Annotated in this window: 17 protein-coding genes; 7 read left to right on the top strand and 10 right to left on the bottom strand. The window is 62.9% G+C overall.

Features of this window, described 5'->3' with window-relative positions:
- The first annotated feature begins 124 nt into the window (after window positions 1-124).
- The 3 genes from RhoBH5_RS09825 to RhoBH5_RS09815 are packed head-to-tail and all read left to right on the top strand — an operon-like array spanning window position 125 to window position 2,748.
- Window positions 125-1,318 (top strand): thiolase family protein, encoded by a 1,194-nt coding sequence (locus tag RhoBH5_RS09825; protein ID WP_270008204.1) that lies wholly within the window; start codon window positions 125-127, stop codon window positions 1,316-1,318.
- Window positions 1,319-1,346: 28 nt separating this feature from the next.
- Window positions 1,347-2,108 (top strand): 3-hydroxyacyl-CoA dehydrogenase, encoded by a 762-nt coding sequence (locus tag RhoBH5_RS09820; protein WP_003942978.1) that lies wholly within the window; start codon window positions 1,347-1,349, stop codon window positions 2,106-2,108.
- 13 nt (window positions 2,109-2,121) lie between these two features.
- Entirely contained in the window at window positions 2,122-2,748 is a 627-nt protein-coding gene (locus tag RhoBH5_RS09815) for a TetR/AcrR family transcriptional regulator (RefSeq protein ID WP_065455052.1), read from the top strand.
- Between the two features lie 86 nt (window positions 2,749-2,834).
- Here RhoBH5_RS09815 and RhoBH5_RS09810 read toward each other — a convergent pair whose 3' ends face one another.
- Both RhoBH5_RS09810 and RhoBH5_RS09805 read right to left on the bottom strand, forming a co-directional pair.
- Window positions 2,835-4,457: a long-chain fatty acid--CoA ligase gene (locus RhoBH5_RS09810; protein WP_003943212.1), complete on the bottom strand. Its 1,623-nt coding sequence runs from the start codon at window positions 4,455-4,457 to the stop codon at window positions 2,835-2,837.
- A gap of 101 nt (window positions 4,458-4,558) precedes the next feature.
- On the bottom strand, window positions 4,559-6,244 hold the full coding sequence (locus RhoBH5_RS09805) for a dihydroxyacetone kinase family protein (RefSeq protein WP_270008203.1): 1,686 nt from the start codon (window positions 6,242-6,244) through the stop codon (window positions 4,559-4,561).
- Between the two features lie 54 nt (window positions 6,245-6,298).
- Here RhoBH5_RS09805 and RhoBH5_RS09800 point away from each other — a divergent pair, with 54 nt between their 5' ends.
- Window positions 6,299-7,162 carry a patatin-like phospholipase family protein gene (locus tag RhoBH5_RS09800; protein WP_270008202.1) on the top strand — a complete coding sequence of 288 codons (864 nt, stop codon included), beginning with the start codon at window positions 6,299-6,301 and terminating at the stop codon, window positions 7,160-7,162.
- Window positions 7,159-8,013: an LLM class flavin-dependent oxidoreductase gene (locus RhoBH5_RS09795; protein WP_270008201.1), complete on the top strand. Its 855-nt coding sequence runs from the start codon at window positions 7,159-7,161 to the stop codon at window positions 8,011-8,013. The genes RhoBH5_RS09800 and RhoBH5_RS09795 overlap by 4 nt, the downstream gene beginning before the upstream one ends.
- Before the next feature lies 1 nt (window position 8,014).
- Here the strand turns inward: RhoBH5_RS09795 and RhoBH5_RS09790 are convergent, their stop codons facing one another.
- The gene (locus RhoBH5_RS09790) at window positions 8,015-9,025 is read right to left on the bottom strand and encodes a threonine aldolase family protein (RefSeq protein WP_003942934.1); all 1,011 of its coding nucleotides are present in this window, start codon (window positions 9,023-9,025) and stop codon (window positions 8,015-8,017) included.
- 335 nt (window positions 9,026-9,360) lie between these two features.
- Between RhoBH5_RS09790 and RhoBH5_RS09785 the strand changes: the two genes are divergently transcribed.
- Together RhoBH5_RS09785 and RhoBH5_RS09780 are read left to right on the top strand one after the other, a co-directional pair.
- A complete protein-coding gene (locus RhoBH5_RS09785; protein ID WP_003942825.1) occupies window positions 9,361-9,891 on the top strand; it encodes an HNH endonuclease in 531 nt (176 codons plus the stop codon).
- 19 nt (window positions 9,892-9,910) lie between these two features.
- Window positions 9,911-10,168 (top strand): WhiB family transcriptional regulator, encoded by a 258-nt coding sequence (locus tag RhoBH5_RS09780; protein ID WP_007730463.1) that lies wholly within the window; start codon window positions 9,911-9,913, stop codon window positions 10,166-10,168.
- Window positions 10,169-10,172: 4 nt separating this feature from the next.
- Here the strand turns inward: RhoBH5_RS09780 and RhoBH5_RS09775 are convergent, their stop codons facing one another.
- The 7 genes from RhoBH5_RS09775 to RhoBH5_RS09745 form a co-directional block, all read right to left on the bottom strand.
- A complete protein-coding gene (locus RhoBH5_RS09775) occupies window positions 10,173-11,594 on the bottom strand; it encodes a DUF2252 domain-containing protein (RefSeq protein ID WP_003943149.1) in 1,422 nt (473 codons plus the stop codon).
- Window positions 11,595-11,674: 80 nt separating this feature from the next.
- On the bottom strand, window positions 11,675-11,998 hold the full coding sequence (locus tag RhoBH5_RS09770) for a DUF6292 family protein (RefSeq protein WP_003942947.1): 324 nt from the start codon (window positions 11,996-11,998) through the stop codon (window positions 11,675-11,677).
- Between the two features lie 69 nt (window positions 11,999-12,067).
- Entirely contained in the window at window positions 12,068-13,348 is a 1,281-nt protein-coding gene (locus RhoBH5_RS09765) for an NAD(P)/FAD-dependent oxidoreductase (RefSeq protein ID WP_003942870.1), read from the bottom strand.
- Between the two features lie 45 nt (window positions 13,349-13,393).
- The gene (locus RhoBH5_RS09760) at window positions 13,394-13,945 is read right to left on the bottom strand and encodes an acyl-CoA thioesterase (protein ID WP_052027905.1); all 552 of its coding nucleotides are present in this window, start codon (window positions 13,943-13,945) and stop codon (window positions 13,394-13,396) included.
- 56 nt (window positions 13,946-14,001) lie between these two features.
- Window positions 14,002-14,805: a class I SAM-dependent methyltransferase gene (locus RhoBH5_RS09755; protein ID WP_007730471.1), complete on the bottom strand. Its 804-nt coding sequence runs from the start codon at window positions 14,803-14,805 to the stop codon at window positions 14,002-14,004.
- The gene (locus RhoBH5_RS09750) at window positions 14,802-15,458 is read right to left on the bottom strand and encodes a FadR/GntR family transcriptional regulator (protein ID WP_007730472.1); all 657 of its coding nucleotides are present in this window, start codon (window positions 15,456-15,458) and stop codon (window positions 14,802-14,804) included. The genes RhoBH5_RS09755 and RhoBH5_RS09750 overlap by 4 nt, the downstream gene beginning before the upstream one ends.
- Window positions 15,459-15,536: 78 nt before the next feature.
- Window positions 15,537-16,439 (bottom strand): Lrp/AsnC family transcriptional regulator, encoded by a 903-nt coding sequence (locus RhoBH5_RS09745; protein WP_007730473.1) that lies wholly within the window; start codon window positions 16,437-16,439, stop codon window positions 15,537-15,539.
- Window positions 16,440-16,494: the final 55 nt, after the last annotated feature.

The following is a 16,494-nucleotide window of genomic DNA, read 5'->3' as shown; positions in this document are numbered from 1 at the left end:
GTCGGTGGTAGTTCTTTAGCGAGCGCTAAGTCAGGGTGCTCCCTCGATCTCGGTCCGGTACCCGGCGCCACGAAACTCGGGTGCCGGACCGCCCCAGCAATGCACGTCCTCGAAGGGAACGAAGATGACCAAGGCAGTGATCGTCGATGTAGTCCGGATCGCGTCCGGCAAGGGAAAGCCGGGCGGCGCACTGTCCGGGACGCACCCTGTCGAACTGATGGCCCACGTTCTGCGTTCCATCACCTCGCGAAACGGCCTCGACCCCGCCCTGGTGGACGACGTGATCGGCGGTTGCGTCGGACAGGCCGGTGAGCAGGCACTCAACATCACCCGCAGCGCGGTCCTCTCGGCCGGATTCCCCGAGTCGGTACCCGCCACCACGATCGATCGCCAGTGCGGATCAAGTCAGCAAGCTGCGCACTTTGCGGCGCAGGGCGTGATCGCCGGGGCCTACGACATCGTGATCGCGGCAGGCGTCGAATCCATGAGTCGTGTCCCGATGGGTACCACGACGATGGGGAAGGACGCTTCCGGTCCGGGCGTCGCGGCTCGCTACCCCGAAGGCCTGGTCAACCAGGGAATCTCTGCAGAATTGATCGCCGCCAAGTGGAAGCTTGACCGCGACACTCTCGACGCATTCTCCGCGCAGTCCCACCAGCGGGCAGCAGAGGCAGCGGCGAAGGGGCTCTTCGACAAGGAGATTCTGCCGATCTCGGTGACCAACGCCGCCGGTGAGACCGTCTCGCATATCGTCGACGAGACGGTTCGCGCGTCTACTACCGCCGAGGGACTCGCCGGTTTGAAGCCGTCGTTCTACTCGGAGAAGTACGCGCAGCGCTTCCCCGAGGCGCAGTGGTCGATCACTCCCGGTAACTCGTCGCCGCTCACCGACGGCGCGTCCGCAGCACTGATCATGAGCGAAGAAATGGCGTCGAAGCTAGGGCTGACGCCGCGAGCTCGTTTCCATTCCTTCTCCGTTGCGGGCGATGACCCGATCTTCATGCTCACCGCACCCATCCCAGCCACCCACAAGGTGCTCGCTCGCGCGGGTCTGAGCATCGACGACATCGACACCTACGAGGTCAACGAAGCCTTCGCTCCCGTTCCACTCGCCTGGGCTCACGAGTTCGGCGCCGACCCGGCAAAGCTCAACCCGTGGGGCGGCGCGATTGCACTCGGCCATGCCCTGGGGTCCTCGGGTACTCGCCTGCTGACCACGATGGTCAACCACCTCGAGGCCACCGGCGGACGCTACGGATTGCAGACCATGTGCGAGGGCGCCGGCATGGCCAACGCCACAATCATCGAACGCATCTGAAACACATAACCTTTCGAAAGGAACTCTCATGATCGTCAACGACAGCGTCGCCGTCGTCACCGGTGGAGCATCCGGCCTCGGCCTGGCCACCACCAAAGCCCTTCTTGCCGACGGCGCCAGCGTCGTCATCATCGACCTTCCGTCGTCCAACGGTGAAGCCATCGCCAAGGAACTTGGCGACCGGGTCCGCTTCGCGGCTGCAGACGTCACCGACGAGGCTGCGGTCACCGCGGCACTCGACGTGGCCGAATCCCTCGGACCCCTGCGCGTGGCAGTCAACTGCGCCGGAATCGGCAACGCAGTCAAGACGGTCAGCAAGAAGGGCGCTTTCCCGCTCGACGCGTTCAAGAAGGTCATCGACGTCAATCTGATCGGCACCTTCAACGTCCTTCGTCTTGCTGCGGAACGTATTTCGAAGACCGAGCCGATCGACGGTGAACGCGGCGTCATCATCAACACCGCTTCGGTCGCCGCGTATGACGGCCAGATCGGGCAGGCTGCGTACTCCGCGTCGAAGGGCGGTGTCGTCGGTATGACGCTTCCCATCGCCCGTGACCTCGCGTCGCTGCTGATCCGCGTCAACACCATTGCACCAGGCTTGTTCAAGACCCCGTTGCTGGCCGGACTGCCCGAAGCAGCCCAGGCGTCGTTGGGTCAGCAGGTGCCTCACCCCTCTCGCCTGGGTGATCCCAGCGAGTACGGCGCGCTTGCTGCGCACATCGTTTCCAACCCCATGCTCAATGGTGAGACGATCCGCCTCGACGGTGCAATCCGTATGGCACCGCGGTAATTTCGGCTATCACATGACTGGCGAGGTGGAGTCGGTGAGCTCGGTGGCAGTGGACTGGAGGTCCTTCCCGCCGCTGGTGATGACCGACATCCTGATGGCTTCGCTCGAGCTGTTCGACGAGAATGGTTACCACGGCACGACGGTGCGCCAGATTGCCAATCATGTCGGGGTAACCGTTCCCGCGCTCTACTATCACCACGCGAACAAAGAGGCAATTCTCGTCGCTTTGTTCGAGGTCTCGATGAGTGAGCTGAATACCAGAACCGAAGCGGCAGAAGCGGAGGCCGGCGAAAATCCGGTACGACGCTTCGCCTTGGTGGTGGAGGCGATAGTTCTCTATATGACCCACCGGTCGCGGCATGCTGCGTTGGACACCGAGATTCGGCATGTCTCACCGGAAAGCCGAAGTCGATACGCCGCCAGTCGTAAGCGACTCGAGTTGCTGATGCGCAGGATCGTCGACGACGGTGTGGCATCGGGAGATTTCGCGGTCACCGATACCGAAGAGACCGTCCGGGCAATACTCGGTATGGCGCAGTCACTACCGCGTTGGTTCCAGACCGGCGGTCCGATGTCACCGTCGCAATTGGCGGAGAAGTACGTCGATATCGCTTTTCACACGGTCGGCTATCGGCCGTAAAGTGCATCGCTCGTGAACGAAGGTGGGCAACAGGTCGAAAACCTGTTGCCCACCTTCAGTATTCATACTTCGGCATTCACTCCGTGTCAGAGTCGCGTAACTTCGAGTCCGCCCTCGTGGTAGTCGGCGCGAAGGCGTTTCTTGTCGAACTTGCCGACGCTCGTCTTCGGAACTTCCTGAACCACAGCCCAGTTCTCGGGCAGCTGCCACTTGGCAACCTTGTCCGAAAGGTACTGTTGCAGTTCGGACATCGTGGTCTCGGATCCGGCGCGCAGAACAACCGCAACCAACGGGCGCTCGTCCCACTTCTCGTCCGGCACGCCGATGACGGCAGCTTCGGTGACGTCAGGGTGACCCATGACGGCGTTCTCGAGGTCGACCGAGGAGATCCATTCGCCGCCGGACTTGATGATGTCCTTGGAGCGGTCGGACAGGCTCAGGAAGCCGTCGGCCGTGATGGATCCGACGTCGCCGGTCTTGAGCCAGCCGTCGTTGAACTTGTCTTCCGCATCGACGCCGTAGTACGACCCGGTGATCCAGGGGCCGCGCACTTCGAGCTCGCCGACGGAAACGCCGTCGTGTGCAACAACTTTGCCGTCGTCGTCGATGAGACGTGCCTCGACGGATGCCGGGAATCGCCCCTGGGAGTAGCGGTACTTCCACATTGCGTCGCCGGTGACGCCGGCCGGCGGGCGGGCGACGGATCCGAGCGGGGAGGTTTCGGTCATGCCCCAGGCATGCAGGACGGAGACGTTGTGATCGGCTTCGAATGCGTGCATGAGGGCCGGCGGTACCGCGGACCCACCGATCAGAACCTCGCGCATCGAGGAGATGTCCTGCGGGTTCTGCTCGAGGTAGAGGTGCAGGCCCTGCCAGATGGTGGGGACGGCTGCGGCGAACGTCGGCTTCTCGCTGGCGATGATCGCAGCCAACGGGGCAGGCTGGAGGAAGCGGTCGGGCATGATCAGCGAAGCACCGATCATGAATGCGGCGTAGGGAAGTCCCCACGACATGGCGTGGAACTGAGGCACCACGGCGAGTGCACGATCGCCCTGCGCGAGGTTGGGGCCGTCGCTCATGCAGACCTGCATGGAGTGCAGGTAGATCGAACGGTGGGAGTAGACGACGCCCTTGGGGTCACCCGTGGTGCCGGACGTGTAACACATTGCGGCAGCGCTCAGTTCGTCGACCTCGGGCCAGTCGAACTCGGTGGGCTGATCGGCGATCAAGCCCTCGTAGGTGTGAACCTGCACTCCCTCGGGAGCTTCGAGTCCTGCAGTGGAGGAGCCGGTGACGACGATGTGTTTGACGGTGGTCAGCGACGGAAGCTGCGGAGAGAGAAGCGGAATCAGGGACGGGTCGACGATGATCACGCGGTCCTCGGCGTGATTGGCGACATGGATCAACTGCTCGGGGAACAGACGAATGTTCAGGGTGTGGAGCACAGCGCCCATCGAGGGGATCGCCAGGTACGCCTCGAGGTGCTCGGAGTTGTTCCACATGAACGTGGCGACTCGCTCGTCGCCCTCGACGCCGAGCCCGCGCAGGGCGTGCGCAAGCTGAGCACAGCGCTTGCCGACGTCAGCGTAGGACACACGGCGCGGGCCGGACTCGGTCCACGTGACAACCTCGGAGGCGCCGTGAACGGAGGCACCGTGGCGGAGAAGTTGAGCAATGGAGAGGGGGGCGTCTTGCATGGTGCTCAGCATGGGCTGCTCCTGTGTGGTGTGTGAGACCGGTGCTTTTGCCCACGGGCCGTCACAAACGATGTGCTGTGGCTGCCAGATTAGTCACAGCCCCGAAGTGCTCGCTAGTGACCCACTGCACTGGCGAAGAACCACGCTATGAGTAGCGCTCCCGGATCGACTACTCCGCGAGCGGCTTCGCCCACATAACTTGCACGTCCGCGGTTCGCGAGCATGGTTTCGGTCGACTCCGCCCCGGCCGCTGCGGCTTCCGCTGCGCTCGCCAGCGCAGCATCTCGATCGGCTTCCGAGCTCACGGATTGCTCCAACGACTCGACCGCCGGAACTATCGCGTCGACCATCGTCTTGTCGCCGACGCGTGCGCCGCCGAGCGAGGTGATGTTGTCGAGTCCCGCTCGCGCTGCAGCCGCGATCGCGCCGAGGTCGAGTTCGGAGTCCGCCGAGTCTGCGGCAACGCGGAAGAAATGCCGGAACCAGATGCCGAACAATGCGCCGGAGGTGCCACCGGCGTGGCCGAGGTACGCCTGTGAGACTGCATCGAATATCGTTGCGGTGGAGTACGTGTCACGGATCGCCGAGATGTCGAGTTGATCCAGTGCGGCCACCATGTTGGTCCCGAAATCGCCGTCGCCCGCTCGTCGGTCGAGATCGGTCAGTGCCGGTTCCTGATCCAGTACCTTCTCGGCCCAGTCCGCAATCCAGCTTCCGGCGAAACTGCTTTCGGCAGTGAGTGAGGTGTCGGGTGTGAATGTGGGACCGAATGATTCGCGCGTGCCCATTCCGCTGTACTCACGCGCTATAGCATTCGGCCAGGCGGGCGCTTTTGTTGGTGCGTCCCATAATTCGAGGATTTCTTTGTCTGTGCGAACAAGGGTGATGGACGCGCCTGCCATGTTCAATGCAGTGACGAACGTTCCGATCAGTGTCCGCTCGATGTGAATTCCCTGTTCGTCCAGATAATCTCCGAGTTCGGCGAACAGTAGTTGCAACTCCAGCGGGTGGGTGGCGCCGAGACCGTTGACGACGGCGATGACGCGGTCACCTTCGGCGAGACTCAGGGACTTGATGATCGGGTCCGTCAGCCGCCGCACCAATTCCGGTGCGGGCAGGGCGTCCACGCGTTCTGTGCCGCGTTCGCCGTGGATGCCGATACCGAGTTCCATCTGACCCGCCGGCAAGTCGAACGACGGCTCGTCAGCCCCCGGCAAAGTGCATGGGCGAAGGGCGACGGCCATGCTCCGAGCGGAGTGCGCGACGTGTTGTCCGATCCGGGTCACCTCGGCCAGGTCGTCGCCGCGGGCGGCGGATGCGCCGCAGACCTTCTCCACCACGATGGTTGCCGCAGTACCGCGTCGCCCCGGGCCACTGCCGTCTGCGCGTTCGGTCGCGACGTCGTCGTCGACCAGGACGACGTCCGTATCGATCTTGTCCTCGCGTAGCAACTCTCGGGCGATACCGAAGTTCATCACGTCGCCGGTGTAGTTCTTCACGATGTGAAGGACGCCGCCGCCGGCGTCGGCAGCCTTGGATCCCTCGTGGATCTGAAGTGCATTGGGTGAGCTGAAGACCAATCCGGGGCAGACGGCTGTGAGCATTCCTTCGCCGATGAATCCGGCGTGCATGGGTTCGTGGCCTGAACCGCCGCCGGAGACGAGCGCGACCCGTCCGCGGGGAAGTGGCCTTGCGCGTGTGAGGTACCCAGGGTCGGGATTCCACGCGATGTCGTCGGTGGATGCGATCAACCCACGGAGTGCGTCGGGAACAAATGTCTTTGCGCTGCGCATGAACATCACTTCAGAGTAGGTCTAACGTCGACTTCGGGCACGGATCACGATCGACGAGAGGTGGACGGCGTGAAATTGGGGTTGGTACTTGCCGGCGGCGGCGTTGCGGGAATCGCCTGGGAAACAGGTTTTCTGTTGGGCCTTCAGGACAAATCACCGGACACTGCCGCTGCGCTGCTGACGGCGGACGTGTTGATCGGCACTTCCGCAGGTTCCACGGTGAGCGCTCAGATAGCGAGCGGCGTGACACTGCAAGAACTTTTCGACGCACAAACAGCGGAGGCGACCGGCGAAATCGACCCGAAGGTCGATGTCGAGGTACTCGGTCAGATGTTCGTCGACGCGATCGCAGGATCGCAGGACCGGGCCGAGCAGCTCCGTTTGCTCGGCGAAGCAGCGATGAGAGCCGATACCGTCGAACCTGCCGTGCGTCGCGCGGTCATCGAGGCGAGGCTGCCCAATCGGTTGTGGCCCGACCGGGAGTTGCGCATCCCGGCGATCAACGCACAGACCGGTGAGTTGAGGGTGTTCGGCAACGCTGACGGCGTAGAACTGATCGACGCAGTCGGAGCAAGTTGCGCCGTACCAGGGGTGTGGCCGGTAGTCGTGATCGAGGGCGAGCGGTACATGGACGGCGGAATGGCGAGTGGCTCGAATGTTCATCTGGCTGCCGACTGCGATGTGGTCGTGGTTCTTTCACCCGCAGCCGACCCCGCCCCGAATCTTCTGGGCGGCAGTCTACGAGAGGAAATCGACGTGATGGCGCCCTTGCCCGTGCTGCCTGTCTTCGCCGACGACGCCGTCGTCGAAGCGATCGGAACGAACTCGCTTTCACCGACAACCAGGCGCCCCGCAGCCGAACTCGGCCGCGAACAGGGCCGTCGAACCGCCGACGAGATCGCCGCGTTTCTGGTGACGGCATGAGTACCGCACGGATTGCTGTCGTCCTGCGCCCGGAACAGCCCCCGGAGGACCTGGTCAGCCATGCGAGGTATGCCGACGAGTGCGGTATCGGTGAGGTCTGGTTGTGGGAAGACTGCTTCTTCGGCGGAGGAATAGCCACTGCTGCAGCTGTATTGGCTGCAAGTGAGCGTCTGGGAGTAGCGATTGGCGTGCTGCCGACCCCGATGCGCAACACCGCGATCACGGCGATGGAGATTTCGGCGCTGGCCAGAGTTCATCCGGATCGACTGCGGGTTGGCTTCGGTCACGGCGTTCAGAGTTGGATGCGGCAGATCGGGGCCAAAGCCGAATCGCCGTTGACTCTCCTGCGGGAGCAGTTCGGAGCAGTCGAGCGGCTACTGCGCGGTGAGTCGGTGACGGTGTCCGGTCGATACGTGAATCTCACGGACGTCACGCTGGCGTGGCCACCGGAGACGGTGCCGCAGTTGCTCGTCGGCGCCACGGGGCCAAAGACTTTGGCGCTCAGTGGCGAGTTGGCGCAGGGCACCGTGCTCTCGGGTGGGACGACCCCGGACGGCGTGCGTCGGGCGATCGCTCACATCGGGGCGTCGGATCACGAGGTCGTCGTCTACGTCATCTGTGCTTTCGGTTCCGGCGGTCGTGAGCGCGCCCTTGCCGAGGCCGCAGCGTCCGGTAGCGAGTCGCCGGAGGATGCGATTGCCGTGGGCAACGCGGCCGAAGTCGCGGCAGCAGCACGGCGATGGGTTGCAGCAGGTGCAACCACCGTGGTACTCCAACCGACTGTTGACGAGCCGGATGTCCGCGAGTTCATTCGCTTTGTCGCGCAGGAGGTTCAACCCCTGGTGGCGTAGTTCAGAAGGTTACTCTGGACAGAACCGCGTCGATGTCGGCAGTGCTCACGTCGCGATGTGTCACGAACCGAACCTTCCCGGCAACGGTGACCGCCCCGACATCGACAGCGGCGAGCTGAGCAACGGTGACCGACGGATCGGCTGTCGCGGCCAGAACGATGTTGGTGGCAGGTTCGTCGACGGCCCAACCGCGTTCACGAAGCCCCGACGCGAGGCGCTGCGCGTTGTCGTGATCGTCGGAGAGGCGAGCTTGTGAGCGCAACGCGACGATGCCGGCTGCGGCCAGCACTCCGCCCTGACGAACGCCGCCGCCGAGCATCTTGCGGATCCTTCGGGCTTCGGTGATCAATTCGGGTGATGCGGCGAGTATCGAGCCGACCGGCGCACCGAGTCCCTTACTCAGGCACACCTGAACGGTATCGGCGCCGGAAGTCAATTCGGTGGGCGAAACATCGAGTGCAGCAGCGGCATTCCAGAGACGGGCGCCGTCGAGGTGAATCTTCAAGCCGCGTGATCGCGCTGCGTCGACCAGCTTCGTCCATTCGGTCGGATTCATGACGGCACCGCCGGCGAAGTTATGAGTGTTCTCGAGACAGAGCAGCGTGGTGTTCAACGCGAAGTACGGGCCGGGGGAGCCCGCCGCCTTCACGACAGTCTCGGGGGTGGGACGTCCGGGTCCGCCGTCGTGCGGCAACGCCATCGGCATTCCCTGGGCGAGCCAGGCAGCGGTGCCCAATTCGGAGCCCAAGACGTGAGAGTGTTCCGGTGCCAGAAACTGATCGCCGCGGTGAAGGTGCAGCATCAGCGCAATCAGGTTGCCCATCGATCCGCTCGGCACCCACAGTGCCGCCGGTAAACCCAGAGTGTGCGCCACCTCTTCCTCGAGCGCCGCCATGGTCGGGTCGTGATCGAGGACGTCGTCACCGACCTCGGCGTCGGCCATCGCCTTCCGCATCTCCGCATCAGGCTTGGTGACGGTGTCCGAGCGTAGGTCGATGTACGACGAAGTCATGGCTCATTCGATCAAGCCGCGTGTTCCGGCGTCAAACCGCGGTATTTCCAGGACGGCTCTTCCGGCCTGATAAATCGATATCGCTGAGGATGCCTTCCGTGTGATGATGAGCGCCGGCAATCGCCGGTGACGAGAACAAGAAGTGGAAGGGGACAGGCATGCGCGACTGGAAGCAAGCGTTGCACCTGCGCGGGCACTCACCCCGCGGTATTTCCCATCCCGCATTCGGGGAACAGAGCGGCGCTGGATATATGCCGTTCCCCATTTCTTGCATTTGCTCCTGACCCGTCTTCGTGTCCAGGAGTTTCACTCCTCGACACGAACTGAGAACTCTCATGCGGAACCCGAACCGCGCACTTGCTCACAGTTGGATGAACCGCCCCGTCCGGGTACTCAACGCCACGTACGAGTACCTCGGTGAAGTGAGCGCCGATCGTGCGGTCGTCCTGATCGCCACCGGCTCCGCGCAGTCCACCGAAGACGTGACCCCGATATTTCCGGTGCGCTCCAAGCACGTCGAAATCCCACTGCCGAGGACGATCCTGCTCGCCGAGTACGTGTACGTTGCTCACCGGGTGACGGTCACCGATTCCAGTCGGGCCACTTTTGCCGGTGTCTTCGACCGGGACGGTCGTCGATGTGCGTACTGCGCCGCCCGGGCAACGACCATCGACCATGTCCAGCCGCGGAGCCGTAACGGGCCCAACACGTGGGGAAATCTGGTGGCGTGCTGCAGTTCCTGCAATCAGCGCAAGGCGGATCGCACACCGGCCGAGGCCGGTATGCGGCTGCTGTGGGAGCCGAAGGCACCTCGGCGCATCGAGAAAGTGCAGCAGGAGATCTGGCGTGAATTGAGTCGGACGTGACAGTCGAAGGGAGCCAGTGATTTGCGCTGACGAAATCTCCAATTTGGCTGAGCTTTTGCCGATCTCGGACGACCGGACGTGGTGGCAGGCGGAATGCCGAGGAGACCCCGAGCCGGACCGGTGGTTTCCCTTTCCGTCCGAGGGATACGACTACGCGACCGACGTGTGCAACAGGTGCCCGATTGTTGCTTCGTGTCGTGAATTCGCCTCTGCCACTGGTCAGACCGGAATCTGGGGTGGAGTGAAGTTCGAGCAGGGCAGGATTGTCGCGGCGTGAGGGATCAGATTCCCGGCTCCGCGGCGATCGTGCCGGCCGACACCGCCCGGCACAGAGCGTCGTGGTCACGTTCGGTCTGATCTGCGTAGAGCCGAGCAAACCGGGTGAGGGCGGTATCGACCGCGTCCGAGGTTCCCAGGTAACCGGAAATCAGTGACGCGCCGCTGGTTCGTGCATGCCCCTTGGCCAGTAGGCGACCGCAGATCGCGACATAGTCGGTCAAGGCTGCTGCATCGATATTGTTCAGGTCCACAGAACCTTTCATGTTCCGGAACTGACGGACGTAGTACTGGCGGTCGTCCACGGTGCACCAACCGAGCAGTGGATCACTGACCGTCTGGAGAGCTTGCTGGTATTCCGCGACGCGTCGTCCTTGGTGGTCGTGCCAGGCCGAGTCGCCGTGCACGAAGGGCGCAACTACGGATCGGCGAGCCTGTTTGAGCTGCAAGAAGATGACGTCGTCCGGGATGCTCCCTTCGCACAGGGCGACATAGGCGCGCAGAGCGACACTCCCGACTCCGACAACCCGGTGCGCGACGTCGATGACGTTGTATCCCGAGACGACTCGGCGCCAGTGTGGTGCAAGGGTTTCGAGATACTCGTCCAGACCCTCCAGGAGGAAGTCGGTGTCCTGCGGCGTGAGTCGTGTTGTGAGCGGCGGGTTCTCGACCAACTGACGCCGTCCGTGATCCTCGACGGTGAACCGCGGCACCGCATGGTCACTCGTACGCCGCCGGGCGCGCTCCGCGGCGCGCCTGATCTCGGCCAGCAACCCAGGATCGGTGACGTGGTCGGTGAGTCCGTCGAGATCGACCCGGTCGAAGGAGCGATCGAACAGTGGACGCTCGGAGAGCTTCGCCAAGTGGAGGCGATACGCGGACACACACGAGGTTGTTGCTGTTTCGCATTGAGCTTCGGTGAGACCGTTCTGCCGACCGGCCACCCAGATGCTCGCAGCCAGCCTTCGTAGATCCCATTCCCAGGGGCCGGGATGTGCTTCGTCGAAATCGTTGAGGTCTATGACAAGTTCGCGTTCCGGAGATCCGTAGAACCCGAAGTTTCCGACGTGCGCATCTCCACAGATGACGGGAGTGATGCCGGTGGACGGCAGCTGCGCCATGTCCTCTGCCATCAATCCGGCGGTACCGCGCAGGAATCCGTATGGCGAAGCGACCATTCGCCCCACACGGATCGGAACCAACCAGTCGAGTCTTCCCTCGTGTGCCGTGTTGACCTGATCGACCGGGTCACGTCGATCGGGTGGGGGCGTCCAGTCGCCGAGCGACGATCGCGCCACTCGCTTGCGCAGGCCTTTCCCGATCTTGCGACGCTCACTGCGGGGCGTCTGACGCGCCCGCAAAGTCGCCCTGCCGTCCGGTTCGTTCTCGAGAGCCAGCTGACCGGCAGGCCTGTTCAGCGGGTCCATGTCGGGCTCTCTTTCGTCGGGCGTGCGAAACTCGCGCTCGATCTTATGCCCGCCGGATTGTGCGCCGCGCGACGAGTTCCTTAACTACCCGCCTGGGCAATCAACTCGACAGCGCGGTCGGCGCACAGTTCCGGATCCGGCATTCTCCCGATACCGAGGCATTCGACAACGGCGAACGACGCATCCGGTGTGGTTTCCACGCCGAGCGCCCACCCGAAGTAGTGATTCCAGGCGAGTACGGCTCGGTGGCCACTGTGCTGCGGAATCTCGCTGCCCAGAACGAGTACTGCGTCGAACGCGGGGCCGTCGCACCAGATGACCGATTCGGCGAAGGTGGAGCTGGCGACGGCGACTACGTACCTGTGACAAGTCGATTCACTCGGAATGGCGATGTGTGCACGCATGGTCGCTCCTCCGGCTCGGTTGCGATCGGAGGGTTCCCCGTTGCCGGCGCCGAAAAAACGCTTGTCAGATTACGTCCCGGCCACAGATCTACGACGCAGACGGTGCCTGAGATGTTTTTGTGCTGCCCGCGCGACCGAGCGAGTCGAGAGATACTGTTCGGCCGGTATCAACCGGGAACCGAACAAGTAGAACCTTCGGGCTTCGTCGTGGTCGTGGGTGGCCGCGGAGATGAGCAGACGTTCGATCGCGGTGAACTTTCGCCCACCGGCGTAACCACTCATGTAGTCGATGTGATTCGTCATACTCGCTCTGGCGCTACGGTATTCGGTCAATGCAGCGTTCACGTTCCGATGTGAGTCGAGTGTGTCTGCCGGCGTCTCCGTCAGCATGTGCGCGGTCGCATCGACCAGCATCTGAGCGGTCTCGAGTGCCCACGAGCATCCGATACCCCACAACGGGTCGTTGGTTGCCGCAGCGTCGCCGATGAGTGCGAACCCGTTACCTACGGGTTCGGTGAGGGTTGTGGAGAAGTGTTTGGTACCAACGATCTTCCCGACGATGTGCTCTCGCCGAACAAGCGGAGCGCCGGGTAATGCGTTGGCGTACTCGAGGAAAGCAGTAGACAGGTCGTCAGCGAACGAGCCGAGCTTGTCGAGGGCAGGGAAGACGACCAGCACGCTGATTCCGCCGTCGTTGGGGAGCAGATAGGCGACGTCGGGATCCATGAACCACGACAATGACGTTTCTCCGCCGGGTCGTTCGAGTCCGGAGAGTTGGGCGAAATAGCTGAAACGCCCGTTGGATGCAGTCACGGAGTCGCAACGAGCGGATCGTGCGACGGTCGAATCCTTGCCGTCTGCTCCGACGGTCAATCGTGCTCCGACAGTGAAGGCCGAACCCTGTTCGGTGCCGTAGACGCCTGCAGTAGTGCCGTTCTCGGTCAGTAGTCCGGAAACGCGATGCCCGAGAAGAAGGTCGACGTTCGGGTAGTCGTTCGCGAGTTGGCGCAGTAGGGGGTCGAGAGTTTCCCTTCGGACGTTGAACCCAGGTGGCGGTGAGTTCTCTGCGGCATCAGGGGTGATCATTCCCCACGGGGTCCAGAATGTCGGAACGGTTTCCACCATTCCCAGGGCGAGCAGTTTTTCCGTGGCGCCGAGTCGTTGCAAGATCGGGGCACCGCACGGTTGCAGGTGGTGAGTGCACAGGACTTTGTGCGCTCGGATGTCGGAGCGAGCGTCGAGAAGCGCTATCCGCAGACCTTGCTGGGCGTACATGATTGCGGCCGCGCATCCCGCGATGCTCGCGCCGACAATCACAACGTCATACTTTTCCCGTGCCTTCGAAGTCACTCGATCAGCTTAATGCATAAGGTTATAACTTAAATATGACTGGATTCAGTCATCGTGTTCGGGCGTTAAGTCCCGAACTGCGGCCCGGATGGACTGTTCACGAAGTTCGTTCTCTCTGCGCAGTTCACGACGCCGACGCCCGGCCTCGAATCGCTGCCTCGCGATTGTTCCGGTCGGCCGGAGTTGGGGTACCTCAGCCGGTTTCCTGTCGCTTCCCATCGCCACCATCGTGAAATAGCAACTATTGGTGTGTCGAGATTTTCCGAGAAGAATGTCTTCGGTTTCGACTCGAATTCCGATTTCCATCGAGGTGCGCCCGGTGTAATTGACGGAAGCGCTGAACGTGACGAGTTCGCCGACATGCACCGGTTCGCGGAACACCACACGATCCACCGACAGGGTCACGACGTACGTCTGGGCGTATCGACTCGCGCACGCATAGGCGACCTGGTCGAGAAACTTCAGAATCGTTCCGCCGTGAACGTTGCCCGAAAAATTGGACATGTCCGGCGTCATGAGGACGGTCATGGACAAGGTTTGTTTCGATGCTTGCTGCGATGCTTGCTTCAGTTCGGGCAGGGAGTTCGATTCGGACATCGAGCGGGCCTCTTCGGGTCGGTGGACGGTGAAGAGACCGTATCCGGCCAAGAGGGTTACCCGCGCGTTCGGAAGAGCGCGGTGTCAGAGTTCGGGACAGTGCCAACGTGGAGGATGTATTCGCTGGTGGCGACGGGGCCGGCCGCGCTCGACCTGAGATAGGGCTCGAGCGTCGAGCGGAGGTGCGCTGACATCGAAGCCCAATTCCCTGTGCTTCGAACGGCCTCGCGAAAGTTCTTCAACGCCGGTGCCTGGTCGCACAGTTCCTCGACGGGATCCGATCCGGCTGGTAGTTGCCACTCGAGCAGGTGGGAGGCCGAGCTCACCGACTCCAATCCGGCTGCTGCCTTCTCGAATTCGCTCGAGCTCGACCATGTCGTCGGTAGTGGTGTGATGCCATTCCACGCCGAGGCGGCCTCCCGGCGGAGTGCTGCTGCCCACCCGTTCTCCGACCACGTTGCGACGCAGATCTTTCCGCCTGGCCGGGTCACCCGCATCATCTCTGCGAGGGCAATCGAGGAGTCGGGGCAGAAGATGATCCCGAAGATGCTGACGCAGGCGTCGGCACTCGAATTCGGCCAGGGTAAAGACTGCGCATCGCCGATCGTGAAGGTGGGTTGGGTAGTGCCGGGGTGGGGAATCCAGCGTTCGCGTGCGACCTCGAGCTGGCTGGCGGAGAGGTCGAGTGCGTGGACCGTCATGCCTGACTGAGCCGCCGGGAGCGCAAAGTTCCCGGTTCCGGCGCAGACGTCGTACACCGTGCTCACATGCCCGATCGAGCGCAGTGCCTCCGTCGATGCCGGTGAGAGTTGCTCGGCAAGAGGCGAATACGTCGTACCGTTCCAGTTTCCCTGATTCACGCCAAGCTCCTTTCGACGGTGTCGATGACCGTATCGAGCGCTGCGCCCGCCGCGCGCGCTGCTTCGTCGGGGTTGCGTTCCTCGATGGCTGCGATCAAGGGTCGGTGCTCGTCGACGTGGAAACCTTGACCGACACTGACTGCGGACAGCGAATCCGTCACGGCGGCAAGGACTCCCCGGTAGACGTCGATCAGTGCGGAATTGTGGGACGCCTCGACGATCGAAAGGTGCAGGGCCATGCCGGCTTCGACAGTGAAGCCGCCGACGTGACCGGGGTGGGCATTCCAGGCTGCATGTATCCGCGCGAGATCTTCGGGGGTGTGGCGCTGCGCTGCAAGTCGCGCGGCTTCGACCTCGAGTCCGCGTCGCAGGCTCAGTACGTCGAGAACGTCACCTCTGGCGAGCCTGCGCCCGAGTAGTCCTTCGACCGGCGACGCCGCCATGACGTACACGCCGCCACCGTGACGAACGGACAGAACTCCGGCGTGTGCAAGCGCCCGTACCGCTTCGCGCATGGTGTTTCGGGCGACTCCCAATTCTTCGACCAATGCGGTCTCCGGCGGGAGTTTTGATCCGACGGGCCATCGACCGGTCGAGATCGCCTCCTCGATCGCCGCGGCGACGATGTCTACCTTGCGTCCGGAATCGGCCATGTATGTCACCTCGAATAAGTGGGTCAATGACTTGATCGAGGTTAGCGTGCCCGACCAAGTGGGTCAATGACTCGGAAATTACCCGCGTACGTCCAGGCTGCGGGCGTAGTGCTCCTTGAATACCTCGAGATGTGCCCAAGATTCCAAGCCGCTGACACCGTCGATCCCGCGGATTCGTTCGGACAGCGCATGCAGGTCGCTCGAGGAGTTGGCGGCAACCGTCGCGATCACGTCGTATCGTCCGAGGGTCCGGGCGAGGAATTCGATTCCGGGCAGCGACTCGATCTCCGATACCGCGTTGTCGTCCCGTGAGCCCAGATTGACGCCGATGCCCATTGCCAGCGTTCGGCCACCACCTCGCCGCTTGACGACAGCGCCGACGCGCAGTGCCGTGCTCGCGATCAGATGATTGACCCGGTTGCGCACGGCGCTCGGCGACAGTCCGGTGTGTTCGGCCAGCTCGAGAAAGGGCATTCGCCCGTTGCGCTCGAGCAGTTCGATCAACGCGACATCTGTCGAGTCGAGTCGGATATCGGCTTGTAAAGCGGTCTCGGGCATGAAGATTCCCTTGATGACGTCGACGTAGACCAGCGTGCTCACGGATCGAACGCCACGTTGTGAGCGGAGTTCGGCGATGGCACGGTACAGATCGTCGTGACTGGGCACCCGAAGTTCCGCAATCACGTTGTACTGCCCGCTGACTGCCGAGATGTAGACGGCGGCCTCGGATGCGATCAACGCGTCCAGCACCGGGGTCATCGGTCCGGACACTGCGATCGAGACGTGTGCAAGCGCCTTCAGCCCGAGAAGTTCGGGGTGCGCGACGGCCACTACGGACACCGTTCCCGAGTCGAGTAGCGCCTGCACTCTGGTGGACACCGCCGCTCGTGGGGCGTCGACCGCCACGGACAGTTCGCGGTACGTCGCTCGCCCGTTGCGCTGAAGTGCGGCAATGAGCTTGGAATCGAGATCGACCGTCATGGTTGCCCCAACTTTTCCAGAGATTTTTCTGTATGAGCTTCCTATTAGAACAGTC

Origin of the sequence: Rhodococcus sp. BH5, assembly GCF_027583855.1 — a bacterium.
Lineage (GTDB): Bacteria > Actinomycetota > Actinomycetes > Mycobacteriales > Mycobacteriaceae > Rhodococcus_F > Rhodococcus_F qingshengii.
The sequence above is the reverse complement of the archived record's forward strand: the minus strand, read 5'-3'. Positions and strand labels throughout refer to the sequence as shown.